Origin of the sequence: Rhizobium sp. Leaf453, assembly GCF_001425605.1 — a bacterium.
Classification (GTDB): Bacteria; Pseudomonadota; Alphaproteobacteria; order Rhizobiales; family Rhizobiaceae; genus Pararhizobium.
In genome coordinates, this window is record NZ_LMRG01000001.1 from 909,172 (window position 1) to 930,301 (window position 21,130).

At 62.1% G+C, this 21,130-nt stretch carries 25 protein-coding genes; 11 read left to right on the plus strand and 14 right to left on the minus strand.

What is annotated here, in order from left to right; genetic code table 11:
• Positions 1–39: 39 nt before the first annotated feature.
• Positions 40–180, plus strand: a complete 141-nt coding sequence (locus ASG68_RS32945) for a DUF6959 family protein (protein WP_413813982.1) — start codon at positions 40–42, stop codon at positions 178–180.
• Between the two features lie 176 nt (positions 181–356).
• Here the strand turns inward: ASG68_RS32945 and ASG68_RS04410 are convergent, their stop codons facing one another.
• The 3 genes from ASG68_RS04410 to hrcA all read right to left on the minus strand — a co-directional run bounded on the left by ASG68_RS04410 (position 357) and on the right by hrcA (position 2,473).
• Positions 357–626 (minus strand): hypothetical protein, encoded by a 270-nt coding sequence (locus ASG68_RS04410; RefSeq protein ID WP_062582801.1) that lies wholly within the window; start codon positions 624–626, stop codon positions 357–359.
• Positions 627–679: 53 nt separating this feature from the next.
• The gene (gene grpE, locus ASG68_RS04415; protein ID WP_062582799.1) at positions 680–1,300 is read right to left on the minus strand and encodes a nucleotide exchange factor GrpE; all 621 of its coding nucleotides are present in this window, start codon (positions 1,298–1,300) and stop codon (positions 680–682) included.
• Between the two features lie 114 nt (positions 1,301–1,414).
• On the minus strand, positions 1,415–2,473 hold the full coding sequence (gene hrcA / locus ASG68_RS04420) for a heat-inducible transcriptional repressor HrcA (RefSeq protein ID WP_413813983.1): 1,059 nt from the start codon (positions 2,471–2,473) through the stop codon (positions 1,415–1,417).
• 211 nt (positions 2,474–2,684) lie between these two features.
• Between hrcA and rph the strand changes: the two genes are divergently transcribed.
• The 4 genes from rph to hemW all read left to right on the plus strand — a co-directional run bounded on the left by rph (position 2,685) and on the right by hemW (position 6,240).
• Entirely contained in the window at positions 2,685–3,404 is a 720-nt protein-coding gene (rph, locus tag ASG68_RS04425; protein ID WP_062583656.1) for a ribonuclease PH, read from the plus strand.
• A gap of 282 nt (positions 3,405–3,686) precedes the next feature.
• Positions 3,687–4,103 (plus strand): VOC family protein, encoded by a 417-nt coding sequence (locus ASG68_RS04435; protein WP_062582796.1) that lies wholly within the window; start codon positions 3,687–3,689, stop codon positions 4,101–4,103.
• 11 nt (positions 4,104–4,114) lie between these two features.
• Positions 4,115–4,759 (plus strand): RdgB/HAM1 family non-canonical purine NTP pyrophosphatase, encoded by a 645-nt coding sequence (gene rdgB, locus ASG68_RS04440; protein ID WP_062582795.1) that lies wholly within the window; start codon positions 4,115–4,117, stop codon positions 4,757–4,759.
• 305 nt (positions 4,760–5,064) lie between these two features.
• A complete protein-coding gene (gene hemW, locus ASG68_RS04445; RefSeq protein ID WP_062582794.1) occupies positions 5,065–6,240 on the plus strand; it encodes a radical SAM family heme chaperone HemW in 1,176 nt (391 codons plus the stop codon).
• Positions 6,241–6,243: 3 nt separating this feature from the next.
• On the opposite strand, the gene ASG68_RS04450 is transcribed toward hemW, so the two are convergent.
• Positions 6,244–6,732: a MarR family winged helix-turn-helix transcriptional regulator gene (locus ASG68_RS04450; RefSeq protein WP_062582791.1), complete on the minus strand. Its 489-nt coding sequence runs from the start codon at positions 6,730–6,732 to the stop codon at positions 6,244–6,246.
• Positions 6,733–6,815: 83 nt separating this feature from the next.
• On the opposite strand from ASG68_RS04450, the gene ASG68_RS04455 reads away from it, so the two are divergent.
• Positions 6,816–7,706, plus strand: a complete 891-nt coding sequence (locus tag ASG68_RS04455) for an EamA family transporter (RefSeq protein WP_062582789.1) — start codon at positions 6,816–6,818, stop codon at positions 7,704–7,706.
• 43 nt (positions 7,707–7,749) lie between these two features.
• Here the strand turns inward: ASG68_RS04455 and ASG68_RS04460 are convergent, their stop codons facing one another.
• The 9 genes from ASG68_RS04460 to ASG68_RS04500 form a co-directional block, all read right to left on the minus strand.
• On the minus strand, positions 7,750–9,003 hold the full coding sequence (locus tag ASG68_RS04460; RefSeq protein ID WP_062582787.1) for an aminopeptidase: 1,254 nt from the start codon (positions 9,001–9,003) through the stop codon (positions 7,750–7,752).
• A gap of 74 nt (positions 9,004–9,077) precedes the next feature.
• Positions 9,078–11,219 carry a DNA/RNA non-specific endonuclease gene (locus ASG68_RS04465; protein WP_062582784.1) on the minus strand — a complete coding sequence of 714 codons (2,142 nt, stop codon included), beginning with the start codon at positions 11,217–11,219 and terminating at the stop codon, positions 9,078–9,080.
• 66 nt (positions 11,220–11,285) lie between these two features.
• Entirely contained in the window at positions 11,286–11,759 is a 474-nt protein-coding gene (gene ybaK / locus ASG68_RS04470) for a Cys-tRNA(Pro) deacylase (protein WP_062582782.1), read from the minus strand.
• Positions 11,760–11,763: 4 nt separating this feature from the next.
• Positions 11,764–12,114 (minus strand): ArsC family reductase, encoded by a 351-nt coding sequence (locus tag ASG68_RS04475; RefSeq protein ID WP_062582779.1) that lies wholly within the window; start codon positions 12,112–12,114, stop codon positions 11,764–11,766.
• A 69-nt stretch (positions 12,115–12,183) separates the two neighbouring features.
• Positions 12,184–12,963: a phosphonoacetaldehyde hydrolase gene (gene phnX / locus ASG68_RS04480; RefSeq protein ID WP_062582777.1), complete on the minus strand. Its 780-nt coding sequence runs from the start codon at positions 12,961–12,963 to the stop codon at positions 12,184–12,186.
• Positions 12,960–14,090, minus strand: a complete 1,131-nt coding sequence (locus ASG68_RS04485) for a TIGR03364 family FAD-dependent oxidoreductase (RefSeq protein ID WP_062582775.1) — start codon at positions 14,088–14,090, stop codon at positions 12,960–12,962. Before ASG68_RS04485 ends, phnX begins: the two co-directional genes overlap by 4 nt.
• 396 nt (positions 14,091–14,486) lie before the next feature.
• On the minus strand, positions 14,487–15,545 hold the full coding sequence (locus ASG68_RS04490; RefSeq protein ID WP_062582773.1) for a succinylglutamate desuccinylase/aspartoacylase family protein: 1,059 nt from the start codon (positions 15,543–15,545) through the stop codon (positions 14,487–14,489).
• A 147-nt stretch (positions 15,546–15,692) separates the two neighbouring features.
• On the minus strand, positions 15,693–16,607 hold the full coding sequence (locus tag ASG68_RS04495) for an alpha/beta fold hydrolase (protein WP_062582771.1): 915 nt from the start codon (positions 16,605–16,607) through the stop codon (positions 15,693–15,695).
• Positions 16,608–16,740: 133 nt separating this feature from the next.
• Positions 16,741–17,385 carry a 2'-5' RNA ligase family protein gene (locus ASG68_RS04500; protein WP_062603458.1) on the minus strand — a complete coding sequence of 215 codons (645 nt, stop codon included), beginning with the start codon at positions 17,383–17,385 and terminating at the stop codon, positions 16,741–16,743.
• A gap of 224 nt (positions 17,386–17,609) precedes the next feature.
• Here ASG68_RS04500 and ASG68_RS04505 point away from each other — a divergent pair, with 224 nt between their 5' ends.
• Together ASG68_RS04505 and ASG68_RS04510 are read left to right on the plus strand one after the other, a co-directional pair.
• Positions 17,610–18,107 carry a methylated-DNA--[protein]-cysteine S-methyltransferase gene (locus tag ASG68_RS04505; protein WP_062583655.1) on the plus strand — a complete coding sequence of 166 codons (498 nt, stop codon included), beginning with the start codon at positions 17,610–17,612 and terminating at the stop codon, positions 18,105–18,107.
• Positions 18,108–18,140: 33 nt separating this feature from the next.
• Positions 18,141–18,704 carry a methylated-DNA--[protein]-cysteine S-methyltransferase gene (locus ASG68_RS04510; protein ID WP_062582768.1) on the plus strand — a complete coding sequence of 188 codons (564 nt, stop codon included), beginning with the start codon at positions 18,141–18,143 and terminating at the stop codon, positions 18,702–18,704.
• A gap of 24 nt (positions 18,705–18,728) precedes the next feature.
• On the opposite strand, the gene ASG68_RS04515 is transcribed toward ASG68_RS04510, so the two are convergent.
• Complete coding sequence (locus ASG68_RS04515) at positions 18,729–19,097, minus strand: YciI family protein (RefSeq protein WP_062582766.1); 369 nt, start codon at positions 19,095–19,097, stop codon at positions 18,729–18,731.
• Between the two features lie 209 nt (positions 19,098–19,306).
• On the opposite strand from ASG68_RS04515, the gene ASG68_RS04520 reads away from it, so the two are divergent.
• The 3 genes from ASG68_RS04520 to ASG68_RS04530 all read left to right on the plus strand — a co-directional run bounded on the left by ASG68_RS04520 (position 19,307) and on the right by ASG68_RS04530 (position 21,120).
• Positions 19,307–20,188 (plus strand): AraC family transcriptional regulator, encoded by an 882-nt coding sequence (locus tag ASG68_RS04520; protein WP_062582765.1) that lies wholly within the window; start codon positions 19,307–19,309, stop codon positions 20,186–20,188.
• Positions 20,189–20,276: 88 nt separating this feature from the next.
• A complete protein-coding gene (locus ASG68_RS04525) occupies positions 20,277–20,627 on the plus strand; it encodes an ArsR/SmtB family transcription factor (protein ID WP_062582763.1) in 351 nt (116 codons plus the stop codon).
• Complete coding sequence (locus ASG68_RS04530) at positions 20,620–21,120, plus strand: SRPBCC family protein (RefSeq protein ID WP_062582761.1); 501 nt, start codon at positions 20,620–20,622, stop codon at positions 21,118–21,120. Before ASG68_RS04525 ends, ASG68_RS04530 begins: the two co-directional genes overlap by 8 nt.
• Positions 21,121–21,130 lie beyond the last annotated feature (10 nt).

Genomic DNA, 21,130 nt, shown 5'->3' on the forward strand with positions numbered 1-21,130 from the left:
AGAAAGACTGCAGCAAGATCAATGAACAAAGGACGCCCCATGCGGACAGCCGAGCTTCTTACCCCGTCACACAATTATGCCGTCGTTAAACTGCCGGAACGCAGCCATCCCGGCGTAGTGTTCCAAGGCGACAGCTTGCATGTCCTCTTGACCGACATATCGAACTGCAGCGTCTTTTGAAAGACGGTGACCTGGAAGAGTTGTCGGAGAGTATCGAAGCTCTGAAGAACGACCTCGCCGCCATTCAAAACGGCTATGAAAAAGTCTGCCACGAGCGGAATATCAAGCTGCCGTATGTCAAACCGGCGTAGCTAGCTCTTACCCCTCAAGTGGCATAGCGCACATATTCGCGTGCACTATCGATACCAGATCAGGGCGACGGTCACCCACCCCAGAAGAAGGGCTACCAAAACATCGAGGATGAGATTGATGACAGGACCGACCGGCTCTTGCGATCCCTCACCGACCCATCTGGTTGCGATGTCATCTTCCGAGAACCTCAAATCCCGGACAATTCTGCGTACAAAATAAAGCGTTCCGAGTGCCAGCATCGGCGCCAGCAAATAGAGTTCGATGAACCTGTCCGCGACGCCAGGGGGAAGTACAGGGGTAATTTCTTTTACCATGCACTCACCCAAGCTAGCAAAAATGCAACGCCCTGTCCCTTAAGGAGGCGAAATCAAGCCGCCGGCGTTTCTTCCGTCGCAACCACCTTCGGGCCGCCCTTGGCGACGCCGACCATGGCGGGGCGCAGGACGCGCTCGCCGATCGTGTAGCCGGCCTGGACGACCTGGACGACGGTGTTGTTCGGCACTTCGGCGTTCGGGACCTCGAACATCGCCTGATGGAAGTTCGGATCGAACTTCTGGCCGACCGGCTCCAGCTTCTTGACGCCGTGGCGCTCGAGCGTCGACAGCATCGAGCGTTCCGTCATTTCCACGCCTTCGACCAGCGCGTTGAAACCGGCATCACCGGCCGCACGTGCTTCCGCCGGGATGGCTTCCAGCGCGCGGCGCAGGTTGTCGGAGACGGCCAGCATGTCACGGGCAAAACCTGCGGTCGAATAGGACTTGGCGTCCTTGACATCGCGCTCGGTGCGGCGGCGCAGATTGTCCATCTCGGCGGCGAGACGGAGGTAACGGTCGCGGAAATCGGCGGCTTCAGCCTTGGCAAGTTCCAGCGGATCGGGTTCGGCAACGGGCGCGTCGACCTGTTCCGCGGCAGCTTCGGCATAGGTTGCGGCAGCAGCGTCGGCCGCATTTGCTTCAGCAGCACCGTGTTTGTTCGTATCGTCGGTCATGACGGTCTCCGGAATATCAGCATGTTAGGATTTGGTGTCGATATCGAGCTTTGAAGCCGAAAAATCAAGGGTTCAATCGAAAGCTGCCGGAAAAACCGGGCTTTCCACCCCAGTCTACCGTGAAAGACGCGACATCAGTTGCGCCGTATAGTCCACCATCGGCACGATGCGGGAATAGTTCAGCCGTGTCGGCCCGATGACGCCGACGGCGCCGACGATCTTGTCGTCGCTGTCCTTGTAGGGCGCGACGATCAGCGAGGAACCGGACAGCGAGAAGAGCTTGTTTTCCGAGCCGATGAAGATGCGCACGCCCGGCCCGCTTTCGGCAAGGTTGAGGATTTCGATCAAGCTGTCCTTCTTTTCCAGATCGTCGAACAGCATGCGCAGCCGGTCGACATCCTCGGCGCCGGCTAGCCCTTCCAAAAGATTGGCGCGGCCGCGCACGATCAGCCGCGTCGGCTTGTCGTCCGCCTCGCTGCCCGACCAGATGGCAAGCCCGCGCTCGACCAGATCCTGGCTCAGCGTGTCGAGTTCGCGCCGAACGGTCTCCTTGACCTTTTCCAGCTGACCGCGCACCTCGGGCAGCGTCTGGCCGGCGAGATGGGCGTTGAGGAAATTGGCGGCTTCCGTCAATTGTGAACTGCTGACGCCGGCCGGCAGCTCGATGATGCGGTTTTCCACCTGGTCGTGTTCGCCGACCAGCACGGCCAGCGCCTTGGTCGGCGCCAGACGCACGAATTCGACATGACGCAGCACGGGATCGTTCTTGGCGGTAATGACGAGCCCTGCCCCGCGCGACATGCCCGACAACATCTGGCTGGCATCGTTGAGCAAGGTTTCGACTGGCTGGTCGCGGTCGGCGCGGCGCACATGCCGGTCGATCGAGGCGCGGTCTTCCGGCGAGAGATCGCCCACCTGCATGAAGGCATCGACGAAGAAGCGCAGGCCCACCTGCGTCGGCAGCCGGCCGGCGCTGATATGCGGCGAATAGATCAGGCCGAGATCCTCGAGATCGCTCATCACATTGCGCACGGAAGCGGGCGACAGCGACATCGGCAGGATACGCGAAAGATTGCGGGATCCGAGTGGCTCGCCGCTTTCGAGATAACTTTCCACGATGCGACGGAAGATTTCGCCTGATCGCTCATCGAGCGCCGAAAGCCTGTCCCGCATTGCAGATTTGTCCAGCACCATTTCGAACGCAAGAACCCATGTTGTTGAAGTCTCTTGAAATATAGTGATCCCGGCCCGGATAGCAAAAGGGAAATTGCCCGCAAAGCCCGCACTCCCGCGCCTTTTGCCGCCTCATCACTCTTTTGGAGCAAATGATTTCCCTTCCACGCAAGTTGGGATAGAAGGCTGACAAACATCACAGGAGTTCATGATGCGGCCTTCCGGCAGAAAAACCGATCAGATGCGCAAGGTTACCTTCGAGCGCAATGTTTCCAAGCATGCGGAAGGCTCCTGCCTCGTCAAGTTCGGCGACACGCACGTTCTGGTGACGGCGAGCCTGGAAGACAAGACGCCGCCATGGCTGCGCAACAGCGGCAAGGGCTGGGTTACCGCCGAATACGGCATGCTGCCGCGCGCCACCGGCGAGCGCATGAAACGCGAAGCGGCATCCGGCAAGCAGAGCGGCCGCACCCAGGAAATCCAGCGCCTCATCGGCCGTTCGCTGCGTGCTGTCGTCGACCTGCAGGCGCTCGGCGAACGCCAGATCTCGATCGACTGCGACGTCATCCAGGCGGATGGCGGCACGCGCACGGCTTCGATCACCGGCGCCTGGGTGGCGCTGCACGACTGCCTGAAATGGATGGAAGCCCGCAACATGATCAAGGTCGAGAAGGTCCTGAAGGACAATATCGCCGCCATTTCCTGCGGCATCTTCGCCAACCAGCCGGTCATCGATCTCGACTACCTTGAGGATTCCTCCGCCGAAACCGACGCCAACTTCGTCATCACCGGCTCCGGCGGCATCGTCGAGATCCAGGGCACGGCGGAAGGCAAGCCGTTCACGGAAGAAGAGTTCGGCACCCTGCTCGGTCTCGCCAAGAACGGCATCGCCGAACTGGTGGAAATGCAAAAGCAGACGGTGGCTGGCTGAGGACGTTCGCGATCGTGCAGTCGGCGCCCCTCACAGGATTGCCCCTCACCCTAACCCTCTCCCCGCACACGGGTCGAGGGGACGACCGAGTTTGCTGCTTGCGTCCTCTTCTCCCCAGCGGGGAGAAGGTGGCCGAAGGCCGGATGAGGGGGGCCGAAGGCCACCTTGCGGATTTGGCGCTTGGCTTCGGCTTCGCCGAAGCCCCCCTCATCGCCTCGCATTCGCTCGGCACTTCTCCCCGCCGGGGAGAAGAGGAACCTGACCATTCGGGAGGCCCGTGCCATGGCTGAACCGCTCGAAGGCATTCTCGAAACCGCCCTCTACGCCGACGACCTCGATGCCGCCGAGCAATTCTACGGCACCGTCCTCGGTCTGCAGAAGATCACCCGCGCCGGCAATCGCCATGTCTTCTTCCGCTGCGGCCTGAGTGTCCTGCTGATTTTCAATCCGGAGGAGACGGTCAAGCCACCGCATGAGGGCGCGCTGCCCGTGCCGCCCCACGGCACCAAGGGCAACGGCCACGCCTGCTTCCGCGTTGCGGCTGACAAGCTCGACGGCTGGATCGAGAAACTCACCTCCGCCGGCATCCCGATCGAGGCTGATATCCGCTGGCCGACGGGTGCCCGCTCCTTCTATTTCCGCGACCCCGCCGGCAACAGCCTGGAATGCGCCGAACCCGGCCTCTGGGCCATTGATTGAGAGAGACACGCATGCGCAAGCTCGAAGACAAGACCATCATCGTTGCCAGCCACAATGCCGGCAAGATCCGCGAAATCCGCGACCTGATCGGCCCGCTCGGTTTCCAGGCGAAATCCGCCGCCGACCTCGATTTCGAAGAACCGGACGAAACCGGCACGACGTTTGAGGAAAACGCGACGATCAAGGCGCTGGCCTCGGCAAAGGCATCCGGTCTTCCCGCCCTGTCGGATGATTCCGGCCTCGTCGTTGATGCGCTGAACGGCGACCCCGGCGTCTACACCGCCAACTGGGCGGAAACCGTCGACGGCACCCGTGATTTCGCCATGGCGATGGAAAAGGTCGAGACCGCCATTCAGGAAGCCGGCGCCACCGCCTTCGACCGCCGCACCGGCCGCTTCGTCTCGGTCCTGTGCCTTGCCTGGCCGGATGGCCATGTCGAACTGTTTCGGGGCGAGGTCGAAGGCCACATCGTCTGGCCACCGCGCGGCACCCAAGGCTTCGGCTACGACCCGGTCTTCCAGCCGCTCGGCTACGAGGTCACCTTCGGCGAGATGAGCGCCGAGGAAAAGCATGGGTGGAAGCCCGGCGACGAAAAGGCGCTGTCGCACCGCGCACGGGCGTTTAAGATTTTTGCCGAGACGTGTTTGAGCGCTTGAAAACGGCGCGTGATCCCTCTTCTCCCCAGCGGGGAGAAGTGCCGAGTGAAAAGAGGCGATGAGGGGGCGACGGCGCAAGCCGTCGCGCACGGCATAGTCGAAGAGTGACCTTCGGCCCCCTCATCCGGCCTTCGGCCACCTTCTCCCCGCTGGGGAGAAGAGAATATCGCAGAGGATTTCAACCGTCGCGAGGCTCAAGCAAGCCGCATCTGCGATGGGATAGCCTTTCGCGTCCTTAATCTTTAAATAGCAGTCAACACGACCCGACGACCCCGCGCCACGCGCGCCTGAAAGACCAAGACAGAATGGCCAGCCTCTCCTCGATCAGCGACAACAGGGACCCCGGTTTCGGAGTCTATGTCCACTGGCCCTTCTGTGCCGCCAAGTGTCCCTATTGCGATTTCAACAGCCATGTCCGCCACCAGCCGGTCGACCAGCCGCGTTTCGTCAGCGCCTTCCTCACCGAAATGGCGGCGATGCGGCATATGTCTGGGCCGCGCACCGTCACCAGCATCTTCATGGGCGGCGGCACGCCGTCGCTGATGAACCCGGCAACCGTCGAGGCGATCCTCGACGGCATCGCCAATCTCTGGCATGTGCCCGACGGTATCGAGATCACCATGGAGGCCAATCCCTCCAGCGTCGAAGCCACCCGCTTCCGGGGCTATCGCGCCGCTGGCGTCAACCGCGTTTCGCTCGGCGTGCAGGCACTGAACGACCGCGATCTGAAATTCCTCGGCCGGCTGCACAATGTCGAGGATGCGCTGAAGGCGATCGGCCTGGCGCGCGACATCTTCCCGCGCATGTCGTTCGATCTCATCTATGCCCGCCCCAACCAGACGGTCGAGGAATGGGAACAGGAGCTGAACCAGGCCGTCTCCTATGCCGTCGATCACTTGTCGCTCTATCAATTGACGATCGAGGAAGGCACGCCCTTCTACGGCCTGCACAAGGCGGGCAAGCTGATCGTGCCGGATGGCGAGCATTCGGCGGTGCTCTACGAGGCGACACAGGAGATCACCGAAGGCTTCGGCATGCCGGCCTATGAGGTTTCCAACCATGCCGCCCCCGGCGCCGAGAGCCGCCATAACCTGACCTATTGGCGCTATGGCGACTATGCCGGCATCGGCCCCGGCGCCCATGGCCGCATCACCCGCGGCCGCAACAAGATCGCCACCGCCACCGAGCGCAAGCCGGAAGCCTGGCTGCAACTGGTCGAGGAACACGGCCACGGCATGGTCGACCAGGAAGTGCTGGGCTATGACGAACAGGCCGACGAACTGCTGCTGATGGGCCTTCGCCTTAAGGAAGGCATCGATCTCGTCCGCTGGCAGGACCTGTCCGGCCGCGAACCGGATCCGGAACGCGAACAGTTCCTGATCGAGCACGGCTTCATCGAACGCCTCGGCAATTCCCGCCTTCGCTGCACGCCGGCCGGCATGCTGATCCTGGATTCGGTGGTCGCTGATCTCGCCTGCTGAGGCTTATTCAAATGCCGCCAGATATTTCTTCACAATAGCGTCCAGCGCCTTCCGCTCGTCCGGATCGAGAAGCGCCGTCAGCCGGTGCTGGTTGGCGACATGGGCGGTGACGGCGTGTTCCACCAGTTCCAGTCCTTCCGGCTTCAGCGCGATCAGCACGCTGCGGCGGTCTTCCAGATTGGTCAGCCGCTCGACAAGACCCGCCTTTTCCAGCTGGTCGATCCGGTTGGTCATCGTGCCGGAGGTGATCATCATCGTCGCCAAGAGGTCACCCGGCGACAGCAGGTAGGGCTTGCCCGAGCGCCGCAAGGTCGCCAGCACGTCGAAGCTGGCGGATGTCAGCCCGAGCGACAGGAAAGTCTTCTCCACCTCCCGGCCGAGATAGGTGTTCAGCCGCGCCATCCGCCCGAGCAGGCCCATCGGCTCTACATCGAGGTCCGGCCGCTCGCGGCGCCATTGTCCCAGAATCCTGTCGACGTGATCTTCATCCATACGGTCGGTGGTAGGCAGAATTCATCTTGACGTCAAGACAATCAGTTCTATGCTCGAATTATCTTGAAATCGAGATACTTCACATGAAGATAAATTCCTCCGCCGGCGATATCGCGCTGACCGCCATTGCACCCGCCATCTGGGGCAGCACCTATCTCGTCACCACCGAGTTTCTGCCGCCCGGTTACCCGCTCACCGTTGCCATGCTGCGCGCGCTGCCTGCCGGCCTCATCTTGCTGCTTCTCGTCCGGCAACTGCCCTTCGGCATCTGGTGGCGGCGCAGCTTCATTCTCGGCGCACTGAATTTCTCGTTTTTCTGGGCCATGCTGTTCATCTCCGCCTATCGCCTGCCGGGCGGCGTTGCCGCGACCGTCGGCGCGATCCAGCCGCTGATCGTCGTGCTGCTGGCGCGGTCGCTGATCGGAACGCCGGTCAAGCCGCTGGCTATCGTCGCGGCCCTGATCGGCATGGCGGGGGTTGGCCTGTTGGTGCTGACGCCGAGCGCGGCGCTGGACCCGATCGGTATCCTTGCCGGTCTCGCCGGCGCTGTATCCATGGCGTTCGGCACAGTGCTGACACGACGATGGGCACCGCCCGTCTCGACCCTGACCGTGACCGCCTGGCAACTGACGGCCGGCGGATTGCTGCTGCTTCCCGTCGCTCTACTCCTGGAACCCGCCCCACCGGTGCCGACCGTGGCGAACATCCTCGGCATGGCCTGGCTCGGCCTGATCGGCGCGGCCTTTACCTATATCTTGTGGTTTCGCGGCCTCGCGCGGATCGGCCCAACAGTCGCGGCGCCGCTCGGCTTCCTCAGCCCGCTCGTCGCCACCCTTCTCGGCTGGGGCGTGCTCGGTCAGAGCCTGTCGCCGCTGCAGATCATCGGCGTTGTCTCGGTCCTGGCCAGTGTCTGGCTCGGGCAGTGGGCACAGATGGCGCCGCGCTCCCCGGCACCTGCCGCGGCCGTGCCTTAAGCCTCATCCCCACGACTATATGATCGTGGGATATCTCAAGATATCAGGCCCATTCGCCCTTGCGCATGACCGGAACCATGGCGCCATCGGCGCGCACGCCGTCGATATCGACCGCGCCGGAACCGATCATCCAATCGATATGGATTAGGCTGGAATTGCCGCCCTGCGCCTTGATCTGTTCCTGGCTGAGCGAAGCGCCGTCGAGGAAGCATTTCGAATAGCATTGGCCGAGCGCGATATGGCAGGAGGCATTCTCGTCAAACAGCGTGTTGTAGAACAAAACGCCGCTGGCAGAGATCGGCGAGGAATGTGGCACCAGCGCCACTTCGCCGAGGCGCCGTGCGCCCTCGTCCGTATCCAGCACCTTGTTCAGCACTTCCTCGCCTTTCGAAGCCTTGGCCTCGACGATCCGGCCGCCCTCGAAACGCACCTGGATATTGTCGATCAGCGTGCCCTGATCGGACAGCGGCTTGGTGCTCGACACATGGCCTTCGACGCGCAGCGCATGCGGCGTGGTGAAGACTTCCTCGGTGGGAATGTTCGGATTGCAGGTGATGCCGTTCTTCGCGGTCGAAGCACCGCCATGCCATTCATGGCCATCGGCCAGCCCCACCGTCAGGTCCGTGCCCGGTCCGGTGAAATGCAGCGCCGAGAAGCGCTCGCCGTTCAGCCAGGACGACCGCTTGGCGAGATTGGCATTGTGCTCGGCCCAAGCGGCGATCGGATCGGCGACATCGACGCGCGAGGCGGAGAAGATCGCATTGGCAAGCTTTTCGATGGCGACGATCTCGGGGTCATCGGGGAACATCTGCTTGGCCCAGGCCGGGTTCGGATAGGAGACGATGTTCCAGTTGATGTCGAAGTTGGAAATCTTCTCCAGCGCCGGCTTGTAGGCCATTGACAGGGCCTTGTTGGCGCGCGCCACCTTGGCCGGGTCCTGGTTTGCCAGCATCATCGGATTGTCGCCGGAAATAGCGAGCCGGGCGGTGTTCGCGCCGAAAGCTTTGGCCATGCCATCGTAGAGCCAGCCGGTCGCCCGGTCGAAGCTTTCGTCCGGCGCGTGGGCATAGCGCGCCAGCGTCGTTTCCTCGTCGGAATAGAAGGTCGTCACCAGACCGGCGCCGGCGATATAGGCATGTTTGGTGATCAGCCGCACCAGCGGCATCGCCGCGACCGGCGCAGTGATCAGCAAATCCTGCCCGCGCTGCAGATGCAACCCGATCTTGACGGCGACTTCGGCGAACTTGTCGAGTTTGACGGGATCGACGGCTTGATGGGCGGGGGAATGGAAGGTCATCGCATATCCTGCTGGCTTTTTCACGAGGATATGATTCTAGTGGGCTTTGAGGCAAAACAGAAGGTCTTTCGGCTTCACCCGATCAGGGCCGGTCGCGCATCGTCATACCGGTCGAACGGTATCAGAGCTTCAAGCGAGATCCAGCCGCGCAACAGGGCCTGCAGGTCCGAAAGTCGGGTCAACGCGCCGATCCATTCCTCGGTCACATAGAATTCCGCTTCGGTAATTCTCGCGACATCTTGTTTCAAAACAAAGCCATAGGCCTGATACGCGCCGTCCTTGCGAACAAGCACGATCTTCCAGTAGCGGGTGGGAATCTGTACCCGAAGCGGTCCGTCGTCCGTCTGTCCGGAGAACCAGCGATCATCGGCCCCGAATATCGGGCCGGCGAAGGTGATCGCACGTTCGACATCTTCCTTCGTTGCCTTCTGGATATGGGTTTCGAGATCGCCCCAGTTGTCCTGTCCGGCCGGGCCTTGATTGAAAGCCTTCGTCTGTGGCGAGCAATTGGTGACGTGAAAAGTGTCGCCGTTCGCCATCTGAATTTCCTCGAAGTTTCCACCCCAGCAGACGTCGTCGCGCCGGGTCAGGTGTCCCTTGTCGAAAGCGCCACGATCCTGAGTATAGAACGTATCCGGAAGCTGATGCTCGGCGGCAATGCGATCGTCGTTTGCCCATTGCTCGGCAATATTTTCACCCGGCGGAAATCCGGCAAGGCTCTTGCGGTCGGTGCTGCGGCCATCGACAAATCTCTTGCGCGCGCGCCAGTCGACATTGGCGGCGGTGAAAAGCGCGAGACGGCGGTCCTTCTGCATCCAGACCGAGAAGTGCCGGTACCGAAGCTCGTTGCCCGAACCATCGAGAAGTGGTGCGCAGACTGCCTTCCCCGCGTCGGTCAGCGTCGGCATTGGCGCGTCGCCCGCACCGTCACCCTCCAGAAAAGCGGGCACGAACCCCGGGCGATCCGGCAATCCGCCGTAGATGAAGGGTATGCGCATTTCGAAGCGTTCGGCTTCCAATCCGCCGGTTGCTGCGTTGTTAGGGACGGTAGATTGGGCTGCGGCCGGCATGCCGGCCATTTCCACGCTGATCCGGATCTGCAGGGGAATGACAAACTCGTTCGAACTGACTGGCGGAGTATTGGGCATGTCGGTTTTCCCTTTGCTTGTGACCATGTCGATTGACCGGTTTTCCTCTTTGACTTCCTGCTCGTTCACGCCGGATTTGGCACGCTCGACGGCCTTTGCCAGCACATCGCCGCCTTGCATGGATTGAGCAATCAGCGCCGCATGACGGGGCGAACGCGCTTCAGCGAGCGGCGGAAGGGCCTTGCAGATGCGGCTGACACGGAAACCGGAATTGGCTTCCCAGATGACATCGGATTCCTCCAGCCCTTCCAGACTTGCAACCCATGTCCCGTCCACCTTGGCGTAGAGTTGCTGTTCGTTGCGCAGGATGCGGCCAGAGGAATGCAGTGCGACGATCTGGAAGCTGTCGTTGAACACAGGCGCACCGGAGGACCCATGAGCGGTATCGGCCCGATACAACAGGAAGTCATCGGCAGGATCGGCGCGGATCACCTCATTCTCGCGAAGCGCGATCTGCATTGGCGCTCCGTCCGGATGCTGGATGATGCTGACGAAATCCCCCTGCTCCGCCTTGCCGCTTTCCGCGATGAGACGAAGATAACCCCGTGCGCCGATCTCGGCATTGCTGCTCGAACGCGGCGCGACCGCCACGATAGCGAAATCCAATGCCTTGTTTGAGACGAAGAAGGCTGCAGGATCGAGGGAGAATTCCTCCGAGAAGGCCGGCAAGGCACCGGCAATGTCGTATCGATAGCCGAATTCCAGCGAAGCGCCACGAGCCGACTGTTCGTCGGGAAATACGTGGTGGTTCGTCATGACAAGGCCGGGCGCGACCAGAAATCCGGTAGCGAAAGAGCGTCCGCGTGGCGTTGGGAACCGCAGACGGCCGATGCAATCCATCACGAGACGGCAACGCTCGAGAAAACTGGCTTCCACCAGATCGTTGATGCCGAGGAGGGCTTCCTGTTCCAGTGCCGTCGCGGTCTGGCCATCGGCGGTGAGGAACCGAAAGCGCTTGACCGAAGACGGCAGAGCGCGTTTCCGATGCGCGGCTCGGCGGGCAGCGTCGCCGACGTCCTGAACACCGACGGCGTCCCAGCGATCTACATTGGTTGATGCAACCTTCATGTCCGCACTCCCCCACCAAGCGATGATGAAGTGTATCGTGAATTTAATACAACCGCATAACAGAATTTACGCGATCAGCGAGGCCGCGACAGCATTCAGGGCCTTGCGGGCATCGTTCGGCGCCAGCCGCACCTGCAATCCGCGCTGGCCGCCGTTGATGTAAACCAATGCCTCGGCCAGCGCCGCCTCTTCGATCGCAGTGGGTACCTGCTTCTTCTGTCCGAACGGGCTTATGCCGCCGACATGATAGCCCGTCAGCCGCTCGGCCTCCGCCGGCTTCATCATATTGGCCGATTTGCCATGAAAGGCGGCCGCCAGCTTCTTCATGCTGACCTCGCGATCGGAGGGAACGACCACACAGACCGGCTTGCCATCCACCTCTGCCATCAATGTCTTCAGCACGCGCTGCGGTTCCTCGCCCAAGGCTTCTGCCGCCGCCATTCCTATCCGGTCGGCGGACGGATCGTAGTCATAGCTGTGAACCGTAAACGCCGCCCCGGCCTTGGTCAGCGCAAGCGTTGCCCGCGTGCTTTTAGACATGGTTTCAGCCCTCCAGGAACCGCTCGTAAATCTCCGGCTTGAACCCGGCGATGAACTGGCCGTCGCGATTGAGGATCGGCCGCTTGATCATCGAGGGCTGGGCGAGCATCAGGGCGATGGCCTTCTCGGCGTTGAGGTCTTGCTTGTCGGTATCGGCAAGGGCGCGGAATGTCGTGCCGGCGCGGTTGAGCACTGTCTCCCAGCCCAAGGCCGCTACCCAGCGCTCGAGATCGGCACGGTCGACGCCGGAGGCCTTGTAATCGTGGAAATCATAGGCGACGCCATGCGCGTCCAGCCAGGTCCGCGCCTTCTTCATCGTGTCGCAATTCTTGATGCCGTAGATCGTCACGCTCATGCTTCATGCCATCCCTTCGCTGCAGGCGAAGCGGGATAGCATGAAGCGAAGAGGCTGAAAATACGGCGCTCAGCGCTCCAGCATGTCGATCAACCGCGGCAGGTCGGCCACCGTCTCGATGATATGATCCGCGCCGGCGGCCTTGAGCCTCGCGCCGATCGTTTCATGCAGGGCCGAACGCTCGGTGGGCGACAGGGCTGCCAGCGCGTCCGGCGTCAGCCCGGCCTCGTTGCCAGACAAGGTCACGCCGACCGTGATGCAGCCGGCCGCAACGCCTTCGGCGATGCCCGGCTCCGTGTCATCCACCTTGATCACCGCGCCGGCCGGATAGACCATCAGGTCGAGGAAGCACTTGTACATACCGATCGGCGTCGGTCGGCCGAGCGGCAGGTCGTCGGCGCAGATCAGGTTGTCGGGGGCGTAACCCTGGCTTTCGGCAATCGGCAGGACGCGCTCCATGATCGAGCGGGTGTAGCCGGTGGTCGAGCCGATCGTCAGGCCCTTGGCGCGCAGATAGGCGACGGTTTCGAGCGTGCCTGGAATGAGCGTGCAGTAATCGGCGACGACCTCTTCGTTGAGCGGTACGAACAGCGCATAGACTTGGTCAATGGCGCTTTCGTCGGGCGCTTTCCCCTGCGCCGCAGCCCAGCGCTCGGCGATATGCGGTTCCGCCAGCATGGCGCTGATATGGGCGCGCTTGGGCAGGCCCATCGGCTTGCGGGCATCGGCGATGGTAACCTCGACGCCGAATTTCGCAAAGGTCTCGACGAACGCACCCATCGGCGCGAAGGATCCGAAATCGATGACGGTGCCGGCCCAGTCAAACACCACGGCCTTGAACTTGCTCATGCGACACTCCCATAGAGTTCGTTGATGGTCTCTTCGCCGATACCGAAGGCTGTCGAGGCGCCGCAGCCGGCGGTAACGACCACGATACGCACCGAATCGGACGGTCTGTCGGTAAAGCGCCAGCGATCCGGCGCCGAGGCATAGGTTCCAAGCCAGCGCTCCGCAATCGACGGGCCGGGCATGTCGAGCACGCGATCGAACTCGGCGAGAATAAGGTCGTCGATCGCGTCCGACGCGAAGGGATCGGGCGTCGCCGCGTAGTGATGGCTGTCGCCGACAACAAGCGATCCATCCGCCGATTGCGTGACGATCAGATGGATTCCGTTGTCGCGTTCGGCCTTCAGATCCGCGTCCAGCCTCTTCTTCAGCGCTCCCGCTTCCGGCAATTCGGCATAACCGAGATAGCGGCCGAGACCGAGATCGGACATGACAGCGGTTTTGAAATGAACAGGGCTGGCCGGGCGCAGCCGCAGCATCTGCAGCTTGCAGCGGGTAACGCCATAGGTGGCGATACGGTCGGCAAACAGGCCGGTGAAATCGTCGCCGGGGCAGACGACGACCGTCTCAGCCTCGATCACGCCGCGCGCCGTTTCCACGCGCGGCGGCTCGACGGCGATGACGGCTGTGTTTCGCAGGAAGGTCACACCGTGATGTTCGGCAAGAAAACGCGCCAGCAGGGGAATGGCGGTGCGGGATTCGACACGGATTTCGTACGGGCTATGGAGCGAAACGCGGGCCGCCGCCGGTCGCAGGCAGGGAACGAATGCCTGTGCCTCGGTGGCGGTGATCCGCGCGCAACCCTCACCCATCTCGGTGCGGAGGAAGGCGTCGATCACTGCTTCGGATTCTTCCAGCCGCGTCGCCAGCACCATGCCGCGCTGAACCACGGCGATGCCGGCCTGCTCCACCGTTTCCGCCCAGATATCGCGCGCCCGGCGTGCCATGGTCCAGCAATCGCCGGCACCCTGCCCGGTCACGGTGACGAAGCCGAAATTGCGCACCGATGCGCCATTGGCCTGCGCGTCCCGATCAATGACCACGACCGACTTGCCGCGCCTGGCCGCCGCATAGGCATGAGCGAGGCCGACGATACCGGCGCCGACAACGGCAAGATCATAGACGGGCATGGGCTTTCTCCACCGCAACGTTTCGGCCGGATGGCTCTCAGGCCAATCCCGCGTCGCCGCAGCGGCTAAAGACCGCAAGTTCATAAAGGGATTATGACAGAACCCGGCGCCCGGCGATTGTCCCCGCTATTCTCGCGAGAACCCTGTGCCTTCAGGCGGATGGGCGGGCACCGAAAGGTGCGCGTCCAGAGCTATCGCATTTGAAGAAAGACAAATCTCGCCTGCCCGCCATCTCCCCCACAAGGGGAAAAGACCCAGCCGCCACCTGCAGTTTTCAGCCTCGGACAGAGCGGCAAATTAAGCCCCTCCCCCTTGTGGGGAGGGGTTGGGGAGGGGACTTTTCCCTATACGATAACCCTGCTCACACGCTAGAGAGCAACGCCCAGCGGAAAAACCTCAAGCCTCCAGCGTTCCAGGTTTGCGGGCAGCCTTGGTCTTTTCCGCGCAGGCGATCTTCATCAGGTTGTCGCGGCGGCGGGCAAAGCGCTGCGAGGTGCGAGTGGCAATCAGCCCGGCCTGCGGCGCATGCAGATCGAGCATGCCGCCTTCGGTTCCCGGCGCGGTAATGATTGTCGCGAGAAGATCGCCAGCCTCGACCCGGTCGCCGATATTGCGATGGAACAACACGGTTCCCGACAGCGGCGCACGGATCATCTCGATATTGTCGAGCGGCGTCGCGGGTCCTGCAAATGCGGCAAGCGGTTTGCCATCGCCAGCGACGACACCACGGGCGACGAGGAAATTGAACAATCCCTCAGCATCCTTCCGCGCCACGTCCGGATAGACGTCGCGTGTGCCGCGCAGTTCCAGCGTCGTCGACATGCGGCCGGGCAGCCGGGTGACCTTTTCGCCGGTCTCGTATTTCCAGGCATAACCGACAGCTTCCTCGAAGGCTGAGCTTTCGCCGTCCGCCAGGAACACCACGGCCATGTCGAGGGCGGCGGCGAGCTCGGCGGCCTCCGGCCAGAAGGCCTCGTCGATATAGGCATATTGCAGGGATTCGTCATCGCAGTGCAGGTCGAGCACCAGATCGGCGCCGAGCGCCATGTGCAGTAACTGCCGCTTCAGCCGGTCCACCGCCGTGTAACGGTCGAGATCCGCGATCAGCGTCTCGCGCTCGCCCAGCGACACCAGTGGAAACTCGCGGTTGAAGTTGGTGCGCGAACCGAGATCGAAGCGGCCCTGAGGCTCGCCGAAATGCGCCTGCGCCGTGCCGATCGGATTGGCCTGTGGCACGACGGTGATGTCGCCCCGAATCGCCCCCTCAGCCTCGGCCTTGCGCAGGTATTCGCAGAGAAAATGCAGAAGCGCCGTGCCGGGCAGTTCATTGGCGTGCAGTGCCGCCTGCAGATAGACCTTCGGCGCGGCATCATCGCTGCCGTTGAATCGGATCACCGGCAGCCGCCAGGCCGCGCCGATCGTATCGCCCTCGATGATGATGTCGGAAATATCCATACGCCTGCGTCTCCCGTTTCGGGCGCTTATGCGGCTTCGGACCGGCTTGCGCAAGACGCCAAAAATCACGGCGCGGCCCAACGGCATCGCCACGAACGGAAACGGCGCGCGGGTAGTTCGCGCGCCGATCCAATCTCCCGCTTACATTTACTTGGCGTCGAGAAAGGTTCGGATCGCCTTGACGGAAGCCTCGGGCTGTTCCTCCATCAGCCAGTGGCCGGAGGCCGGGATCACCACTTCGGTGACATTGTCGGCGGCGGCGCGGGCGACGACGGCCATGGTCGATCCGAACGACTTCTCGCCTCCGATCGCAAGAACCGGCATGGTCAGCTTGCCCCTTGCCAGAAGCTCGGTGTTGTCGACAGCATCTTGGTCGAAAGCCAGGAACTGGGCAAAGCCGGCATGCATGGCGCCGGGCTGCGCATAGAGGGCTGCGTAATGTTCACGCGCGTCCTCGTCCCACTTTTTCGGATCGGCCGAGAATTCATTCCAGAAACGATCGAGATAGATGCGCTCGCGGCCGGCGACCAGGCGCTCCATGTCCGGGCCACCGAAATGAAAATGCCACAGCAGCGGATGCTTGAGGATCTGCTCCCAAGGGCCGACACCGGGGATCGGCGCATCCATCAGCACAAACTTGCCGACCTCCTGCGGATACTGGGCAACGAAGGCGTAACCGACCATGTTGCCGATATCATGGGTGACGACATCGGTCTTTTCGACATTCAACGCTTTCAGCACGCCGGCAATATCCTGGCCTTGCGTTTTCTTGTCGTAACCCTTGTCCGGCTTTGCCGACAGGCCCATGCCGCGCAGGTCCGGCACGATCACCGTATGATCGCGTGCAAGGTCGGTTGCCAGCGGCACCCACATATCGCCAGTCTCACCATAACCATGCAACAGCGTGACAGCCGGGCCTTTGCCGCCGATGCGCACATGCAGCGTCGTGCCGTTGGTGGCGATCTCCTGCGTCGTGAATTCTGCAGGATATTGGGGAACGCCGGCAGCGAAAGCCGGGGAGGAAAAGGCGATGACGGCACTGGCAATCAACGAGCGGAACATGAGAATTTCCTGTCCTTGCGGCGGCCGGGCTGGCTGCCTGATGACCGCAAGCTCGCACACTGGACGGGTTCGGACTAGCCGGATAAATCCGGAATTGCCGTTCGGAAAAACAGAACGGCAATTCCCCTGTTTGTTATTCTCCCAGAAGCGGCCAGCGGTCGAGAAATTCGTATCGGCTCTTGCCGATGATGCTGCGGACAAGGACGAATTCGCGGGCGGTCCAGATGACGGGTTCGGCGAGCAGCTGTTCCGGAATGGGCTTGTCGTCATAAACCAGCGTCATATGCGGCAAGAAGCGCGGATTGTATGTGAAGGTCAGGCCGACCGCCCACATTTCCTTGGCGATCTGCACATGCAGATCCATCATCTCCTCGCTACGCACGGGATTGGTCAGCACCACGGCATTCGGCCCGGAGAAATAGGACACCCGGTCGAAGGTCACCTCGAACGGCATCGCCCTGATCGTCGACATCGCCGCCGAAACGGCAAAGACAGTCTCTTCCGGAACGCCGTTATACCGGCCCACGCCGTTCAGCGACACATGCATGATGTCCTGCGGGCGCGGCACACTTGACAGATCATGACGACGGACAGTATCGCGGCCGATATCTACCGCGCGCATGGCCACATCGCGCTCCGGCATGAGGGCGAGGAAGAGATTGCTCGCCCCGAAATCCCCGACACGCCTGTTGCGCGGCCGCATTCCCGCCCCTCCATTCCCGAACGCGAACGACTGCTGATCGGCGCGCACGACGTCATTCCCGGCTGTTTCAAGCATGGCAAACCTCATCTCTTTCTGGATGGCGCCAGTATACGCGAGTCTGATTTTCGATCAAGAACAAAACAAGAACGATATGAACTTATTCCTACGACGGATGTCCATCCCGAAACAGCCGTCCCACCCATAGCACCGCTTTCCGGATCGATATTTCCGCATGTTTCCGGCGCGAAAAGCGCAAGAATCGGGTGGCTTTCGCGCGAAAACTGACCGAAAATCAGGCCATGATGAACGTTACAAAGACAATCTCCTCGCCGGTCGGCCGGCTCACGCTCGTCGCGCGCGGCGACGGCCTGGCGGCGATCCTGTGGGAGAACGACGATCCGAAGCGAGTGCGGCTTGGCCCTTCCATCGAGGATCGCGACCACCCGGTTCTCAAGGAGACCGAGTGGCAGCTGCAGCAATATTTCGACGGCAGCCGGACCAGCTTTTCCATAAAGCTCGATCTCGACGGCACGGATTTCCAGCGGGCGGCCTGGCAGGCATTGTTGACGATCCCCTATGGCGAGACACGGACCTATGCCGAGATTGCCCGCCAGATCGGCAACCCGAAGGCGTTCCGTGCCATGGGCGCCGCCAATGGGCGCAATCCGGTGTCGATCGTCGTGCCCTGTCATCGGGCGATCGGCTCGGACGGCCAGTTGCACGGCTTTGCCGGCGGGCTGGAGGCCAAGCGCTATCTGCTCGACCTCGAGAAAAATCACCGGCGCCTCGCCGCCTGACCGCCCGGCGGGAATGAAGGAAAGGAGAAAATCATGGCCGAGAGAGCCCAGACCTATCACATCTTCGAAACGGCCGGCGGCTGGTGCGGCATCGCCTGGAACGAGGTCGGCGTCACGCGCTTCCAGTTGCCGACCCGCAGCGCCGAGGCGACCGAACGCAATGTACTGCGTCGCGTGCCCAGCGCCGAACGAGGCGAGCCAACGCCGGTGATTGCCGATATTATCGCTGCCGTCAGGCGCTATTTCGATGGCGAGACCATCGATTTTTCAGACGTCCAGCTTGATCTCGAAGGACAGGAAGATTTCTTCCGGCGGATTTATGCCGCCCTGCGCCGCGTCGGCTGGGGCCGCACCACCACCTATGGCACGCTCGCCAAGGAACTCGGCGCCGGCCCTGAAGCCGCCCGCGATGTCGGCCAGGCCATGGCGAAGAACCCGGTTCCGCTCATCATCCCCTGCCACAGGGTCTTGGCCGCCGGCGGCAAGGTCGGCGGCTTCTCGGCCCCGGGCGGCGCCACCGCCAAGGTCCACATGCTGGGGCTGGAGGGCGTCCATCTGGGGCCGCCCGAACCGGCGCAGCAATCTTTGCTGCTGTAGCTCCGGTGGCGGCATGCGCGACCGCTACTGCAGGTCGGCCATTTCATAGAGCGGGCGGATTTCGATCTCGCTTGGCCCCGGCATCGGATTGGGACAGCGCTTCACCCAGGCGATCGCCTCGTCCATGTCCTTGACGTTCCAGAGCCAGAAGCCGGCGACCAGTTCGCGCGCCTCGGCAAAGGGGCCGTCGATTACCTTGCGATTGGGACCATCGAAGGCAATCCGCTTGCCGGCGGAGGAAGGCTTCAGGCCATCGGCAGTCACAAGAATTCCGGCAGCTTCCAGTTCGTCGTTGAACCGGCCCATCGCCTTCATCATCTCGTTGGTTTCGGGCGTCGGGAAAAAGCCTTTTTCACTGTCTTCGGTCGCTTTCACCAGAACCATCACACGCATCGTCTTCCTCCTTGTTGAAGCCGGTCAAACCGACCGGACATGACAACGACGAACGGGTTCCCCGCAAATCGACAGCATGCCCGCAGATTTTTTAATGGTAGAGGATGGAAGGACGACATCAAGGCCGGTCACTTGCGCAAACCGCAAGATCGGTCGAGCGTCATCTCGGCTTGTCCGCCTAGTTTGAGCCGCCACGGAGACAGGACGGAATGACGACGGCGCTTCAAAACTATCATCAGCGGATGCAGCGGGTTCTGGACCATATCGACCGGCATCTCGACAGCGATCTCGACCTCGATGGCCTGAGCGGTGTCGCGGCCTTCTCGAAGTTTCATTTTCACCGGCAGTTCACGGCGACCTTCGGACTCTCCGTGCATCGGTATATCCAGCTTGCCCGGATGAAGCGGGCATCCTACCGGCTGGCCTACCGTGACAAGGAAAGCGTCACGGAGATCGCGATGGATGCCGGTTATGAGGCGCCCGATGCCTTCGCCCGCGCCTTTCGGCAAAGGTTCGGTCAATCGCCGTCGTCGTTTCGGAAATCTCCCGATTGGGAGCCGTGGCTTGCCGCCTTCGGGCCTCTCGACACAGCAAGGAGCAAGCGCATGCACAAGATCCATACCACCGACGACGTCACCATCCGCACCGTGCCCGCCACGCCGGTAGCGATCATGGAGCATCGGGGCGACCCGGCCACCCTCGGCGCCACCATCCAGCGCTTCATCGCCTGGCGCAAGGCCGCCGGCCTGCACCCCAGCACCAGCCCGACCTTCAATGTCTGGCGCTCTGAGCGCCGCCCCACCTCGCCGGCCGATTACAGCATCGACCTCTGCGTCGGCACCAACCAGCCGATCGCAGCGAGCGACGATACGGTCCGGGCCGGCGAGATTCCCGGCGGCCGCTGTGCCGTGTTGCGCGTCACCGGCAATACCGACAATCTCGAGCCGGCCGCTCTTTACCTCTACCGCGACTGGCTGCCGGCGAGCGGCGAGGAACCCCGCGATTTCCCGCTCTATTGCCAGCGGCTGAGCTTCTTTCCGGAAGTGCCGGAACATGAAGCGGTTGCTGAGGTGTTCCTGCCGCTGAAATAATCCCGATGGCGGCTTGTCGCTTCCGATTGCCAGACAGGCGGCAGCCCCACTTGCACGCCGTCACCCCTTGCGCTATACACTGAACCAAATGGTTCAGTATTCGCAACCCAATCTCGATGCCGCCTTCGCGGCGCTGTCCGACGCCACGAGACGCGGCGTGCTGGAACAGCTCGGACAGGCGGAGGCCTCGATCACGGAGCTTGCCGACAGGTTCCAGATGACGCTGACAGGCATGAAGAAACATGTCGTCGTGCTCGAACAGGCGGGGCTGGTCACAACGGAAAAGATCGGCCGCGTCCGGACCTGCAGGCTCGGGGCGCGCCGGCTGGAGGAAGAAGCCGCCTGGATCGAAAGCTACCGCCAGCTCTGGGCGGCGCGCTTCGACGATCTGGATACGGTTCTTGAGGATATGAAACGGAGGGAGAAGACCAATGGATGAGAGAAATCAGGCAGGATCCACCTTCACGGACCAGCGCACGAAGGTCGAACGCAAATCGGACCGGGAACTGGTCGTGACGCGCTTCTTCGACGCCCCGGCGCGCCTTGTCTACGAGGCCTGGACGAAGCCAGAGCTGTTCATGCGCTGGTGGGCGCCGAAATCCACGGGCGTGCCGATGTTTTCCTGCGACATGGATGTCCGCACCGGCGGCGGCTACCGCGTCGCCTTCGGCCACGATGCTGAAAACACCATGGAATTCTTCGGAAAATATCTCGAAGTCATTCCCAACGCCCGTCTCGTCTGGACGAACGAGGAGAGCCCGGACGCAGCGCTCACCACCGTCACCTTCGAGGACAAGGGCGACAGGACGCTTCTCACCCTGCACGAACTCTACCCCAACGAGGAAGCCCTCGACGAAGCCATTTCCGGCATGGAATGCACGCCCGAACAGTTCGACCAGCTGGAAGAACTGCTGGTTACGCTTGGGGCTTGAGAAATTTGGA

Excerpts from the sequence above, each read along its gene's own strand:
- ASG68_RS04475 (WP_062582779.1), bottom strand. The coding sequence starts at position 12,114 with ATGAGCGTGACGATCTACGGCATCAAGAATTGCGACACGATGAAGAAG.
- ASG68_RS04510 (WP_062582768.1), top strand. The coding sequence starts at position 18,141 with ATGGCCGAGAGAGCCCAGACCTATCACATCTTCGAAACGGCCGGCGGC.
- ASG68_RS04495 (WP_062582771.1), bottom strand. The coding sequence starts at position 16,607 with ATGTTCCGCTCGTTGATTGCCAGTGCCGTCATCGCCTTTTCCTCCCCG.
- ASG68_RS04490 (WP_062582773.1), bottom strand. The coding sequence starts at position 15,545 with ATGGATATTTCCGACATCATCATCGAGGGCGATACGATCGGCGCGGCC.
- ASG68_RS04465 (WP_062582784.1), bottom strand. The coding sequence starts at position 11,219 with ATGAAGGTTGCATCAACCAATGTAGATCGCTGGGACGCCGTCGGTGTT.
- rph (WP_062583656.1), top strand. The coding sequence starts at position 2,685 with ATGCGGCCTTCCGGCAGAAAAACCGATCAGATGCGCAAGGTTACCTTC.
- ASG68_RS04410 (WP_062582801.1), bottom strand. The coding sequence starts at position 626 with ATGGTAAAAGAAATTACCCCTGTACTTCCCCCTGGCGTCGCGGACAGG.
- grpE (WP_062582799.1), bottom strand. The coding sequence starts at position 1,300 with ATGACCGACGATACGAACAAACACGGTGCTGCTGAAGCAAATGCGGCC.
- rdgB (WP_062582795.1), top strand. The coding sequence starts at position 4,115 with ATGCGCAAGCTCGAAGACAAGACCATCATCGTTGCCAGCCACAATGCC.
- ASG68_RS04455 (WP_062582789.1), top strand. The coding sequence starts at position 6,816 with ATGAAGATAAATTCCTCCGCCGGCGATATCGCGCTGACCGCCATTGCA.
- phnX (WP_062582777.1), bottom strand. The coding sequence starts at position 12,963 with ATGAGCAAGTTCAAGGCCGTGGTGTTTGACTGGGCCGGCACCGTCATC.
- ASG68_RS04520 (WP_062582765.1), top strand. The coding sequence starts at position 19,307 with ATGACGACGGCGCTTCAAAACTATCATCAGCGGATGCAGCGGGTTCTG.
- ASG68_RS04505 (WP_062583655.1), top strand. The coding sequence starts at position 17,610 with ATGATGAACGTTACAAAGACAATCTCCTCGCCGGTCGGCCGGCTCACG.
- hemW (WP_062582794.1), top strand. The coding sequence starts at position 5,065 with ATGGCCAGCCTCTCCTCGATCAGCGACAACAGGGACCCCGGTTTCGGA.
- ASG68_RS04525 (WP_062582763.1), top strand. The coding sequence starts at position 20,277 with ATGGTTCAGTATTCGCAACCCAATCTCGATGCCGCCTTCGCGGCGCTG.
- ybaK (WP_062582782.1), bottom strand. The coding sequence starts at position 11,759 with ATGTCTAAAAGCACGCGGGCAACGCTTGCGCTGACCAAGGCCGGGGCG.
- ASG68_RS04530 (WP_062582761.1), top strand. The coding sequence starts at position 20,620 with ATGGATGAGAGAAATCAGGCAGGATCCACCTTCACGGACCAGCGCACG.
- ASG68_RS04460 (WP_062582787.1), bottom strand. The coding sequence starts at position 9,003 with ATGACCTTCCATTCCCCCGCCCATCAAGCCGTCGATCCCGTCAAACTC.
- ASG68_RS04515 (WP_062582766.1), bottom strand. The coding sequence starts at position 19,097 with ATGCGTGTGATGGTTCTGGTGAAAGCGACCGAAGACAGTGAAAAAGGC.
- ASG68_RS04485 (WP_062582775.1), bottom strand. The coding sequence starts at position 14,090 with ATGCCCGTCTATGATCTTGCCGTTGTCGGCGCCGGTATCGTCGGCCTC.
- ASG68_RS32945 (WP_413813982.1), top strand. The coding sequence starts at position 40 with ATGCGGACAGCCGAGCTTCTTACCCCGTCACACAATTATGCCGTCGTT.
- ASG68_RS04450 (WP_062582791.1), bottom strand. The coding sequence starts at position 6,732 with ATGGATGAAGATCACGTCGACAGGATTCTGGGACAATGGCGCCGCGAG.
- hrcA (WP_413813983.1), bottom strand. The coding sequence starts at position 2,473 with ATGCGGGACAGGCTTTCGGCGCTCGATGAGCGATCAGGCGAAATCTTC.
- ASG68_RS04435 (WP_062582796.1), top strand. The coding sequence starts at position 3,687 with ATGGCTGAACCGCTCGAAGGCATTCTCGAAACCGCCCTCTACGCCGAC.
- ASG68_RS04500 (WP_062603458.1), bottom strand. The coding sequence starts at position 17,385 with ATGCTTGAAACAGCCGGGAATGACGTCGTGCGCGCCGATCAGCAGTCG.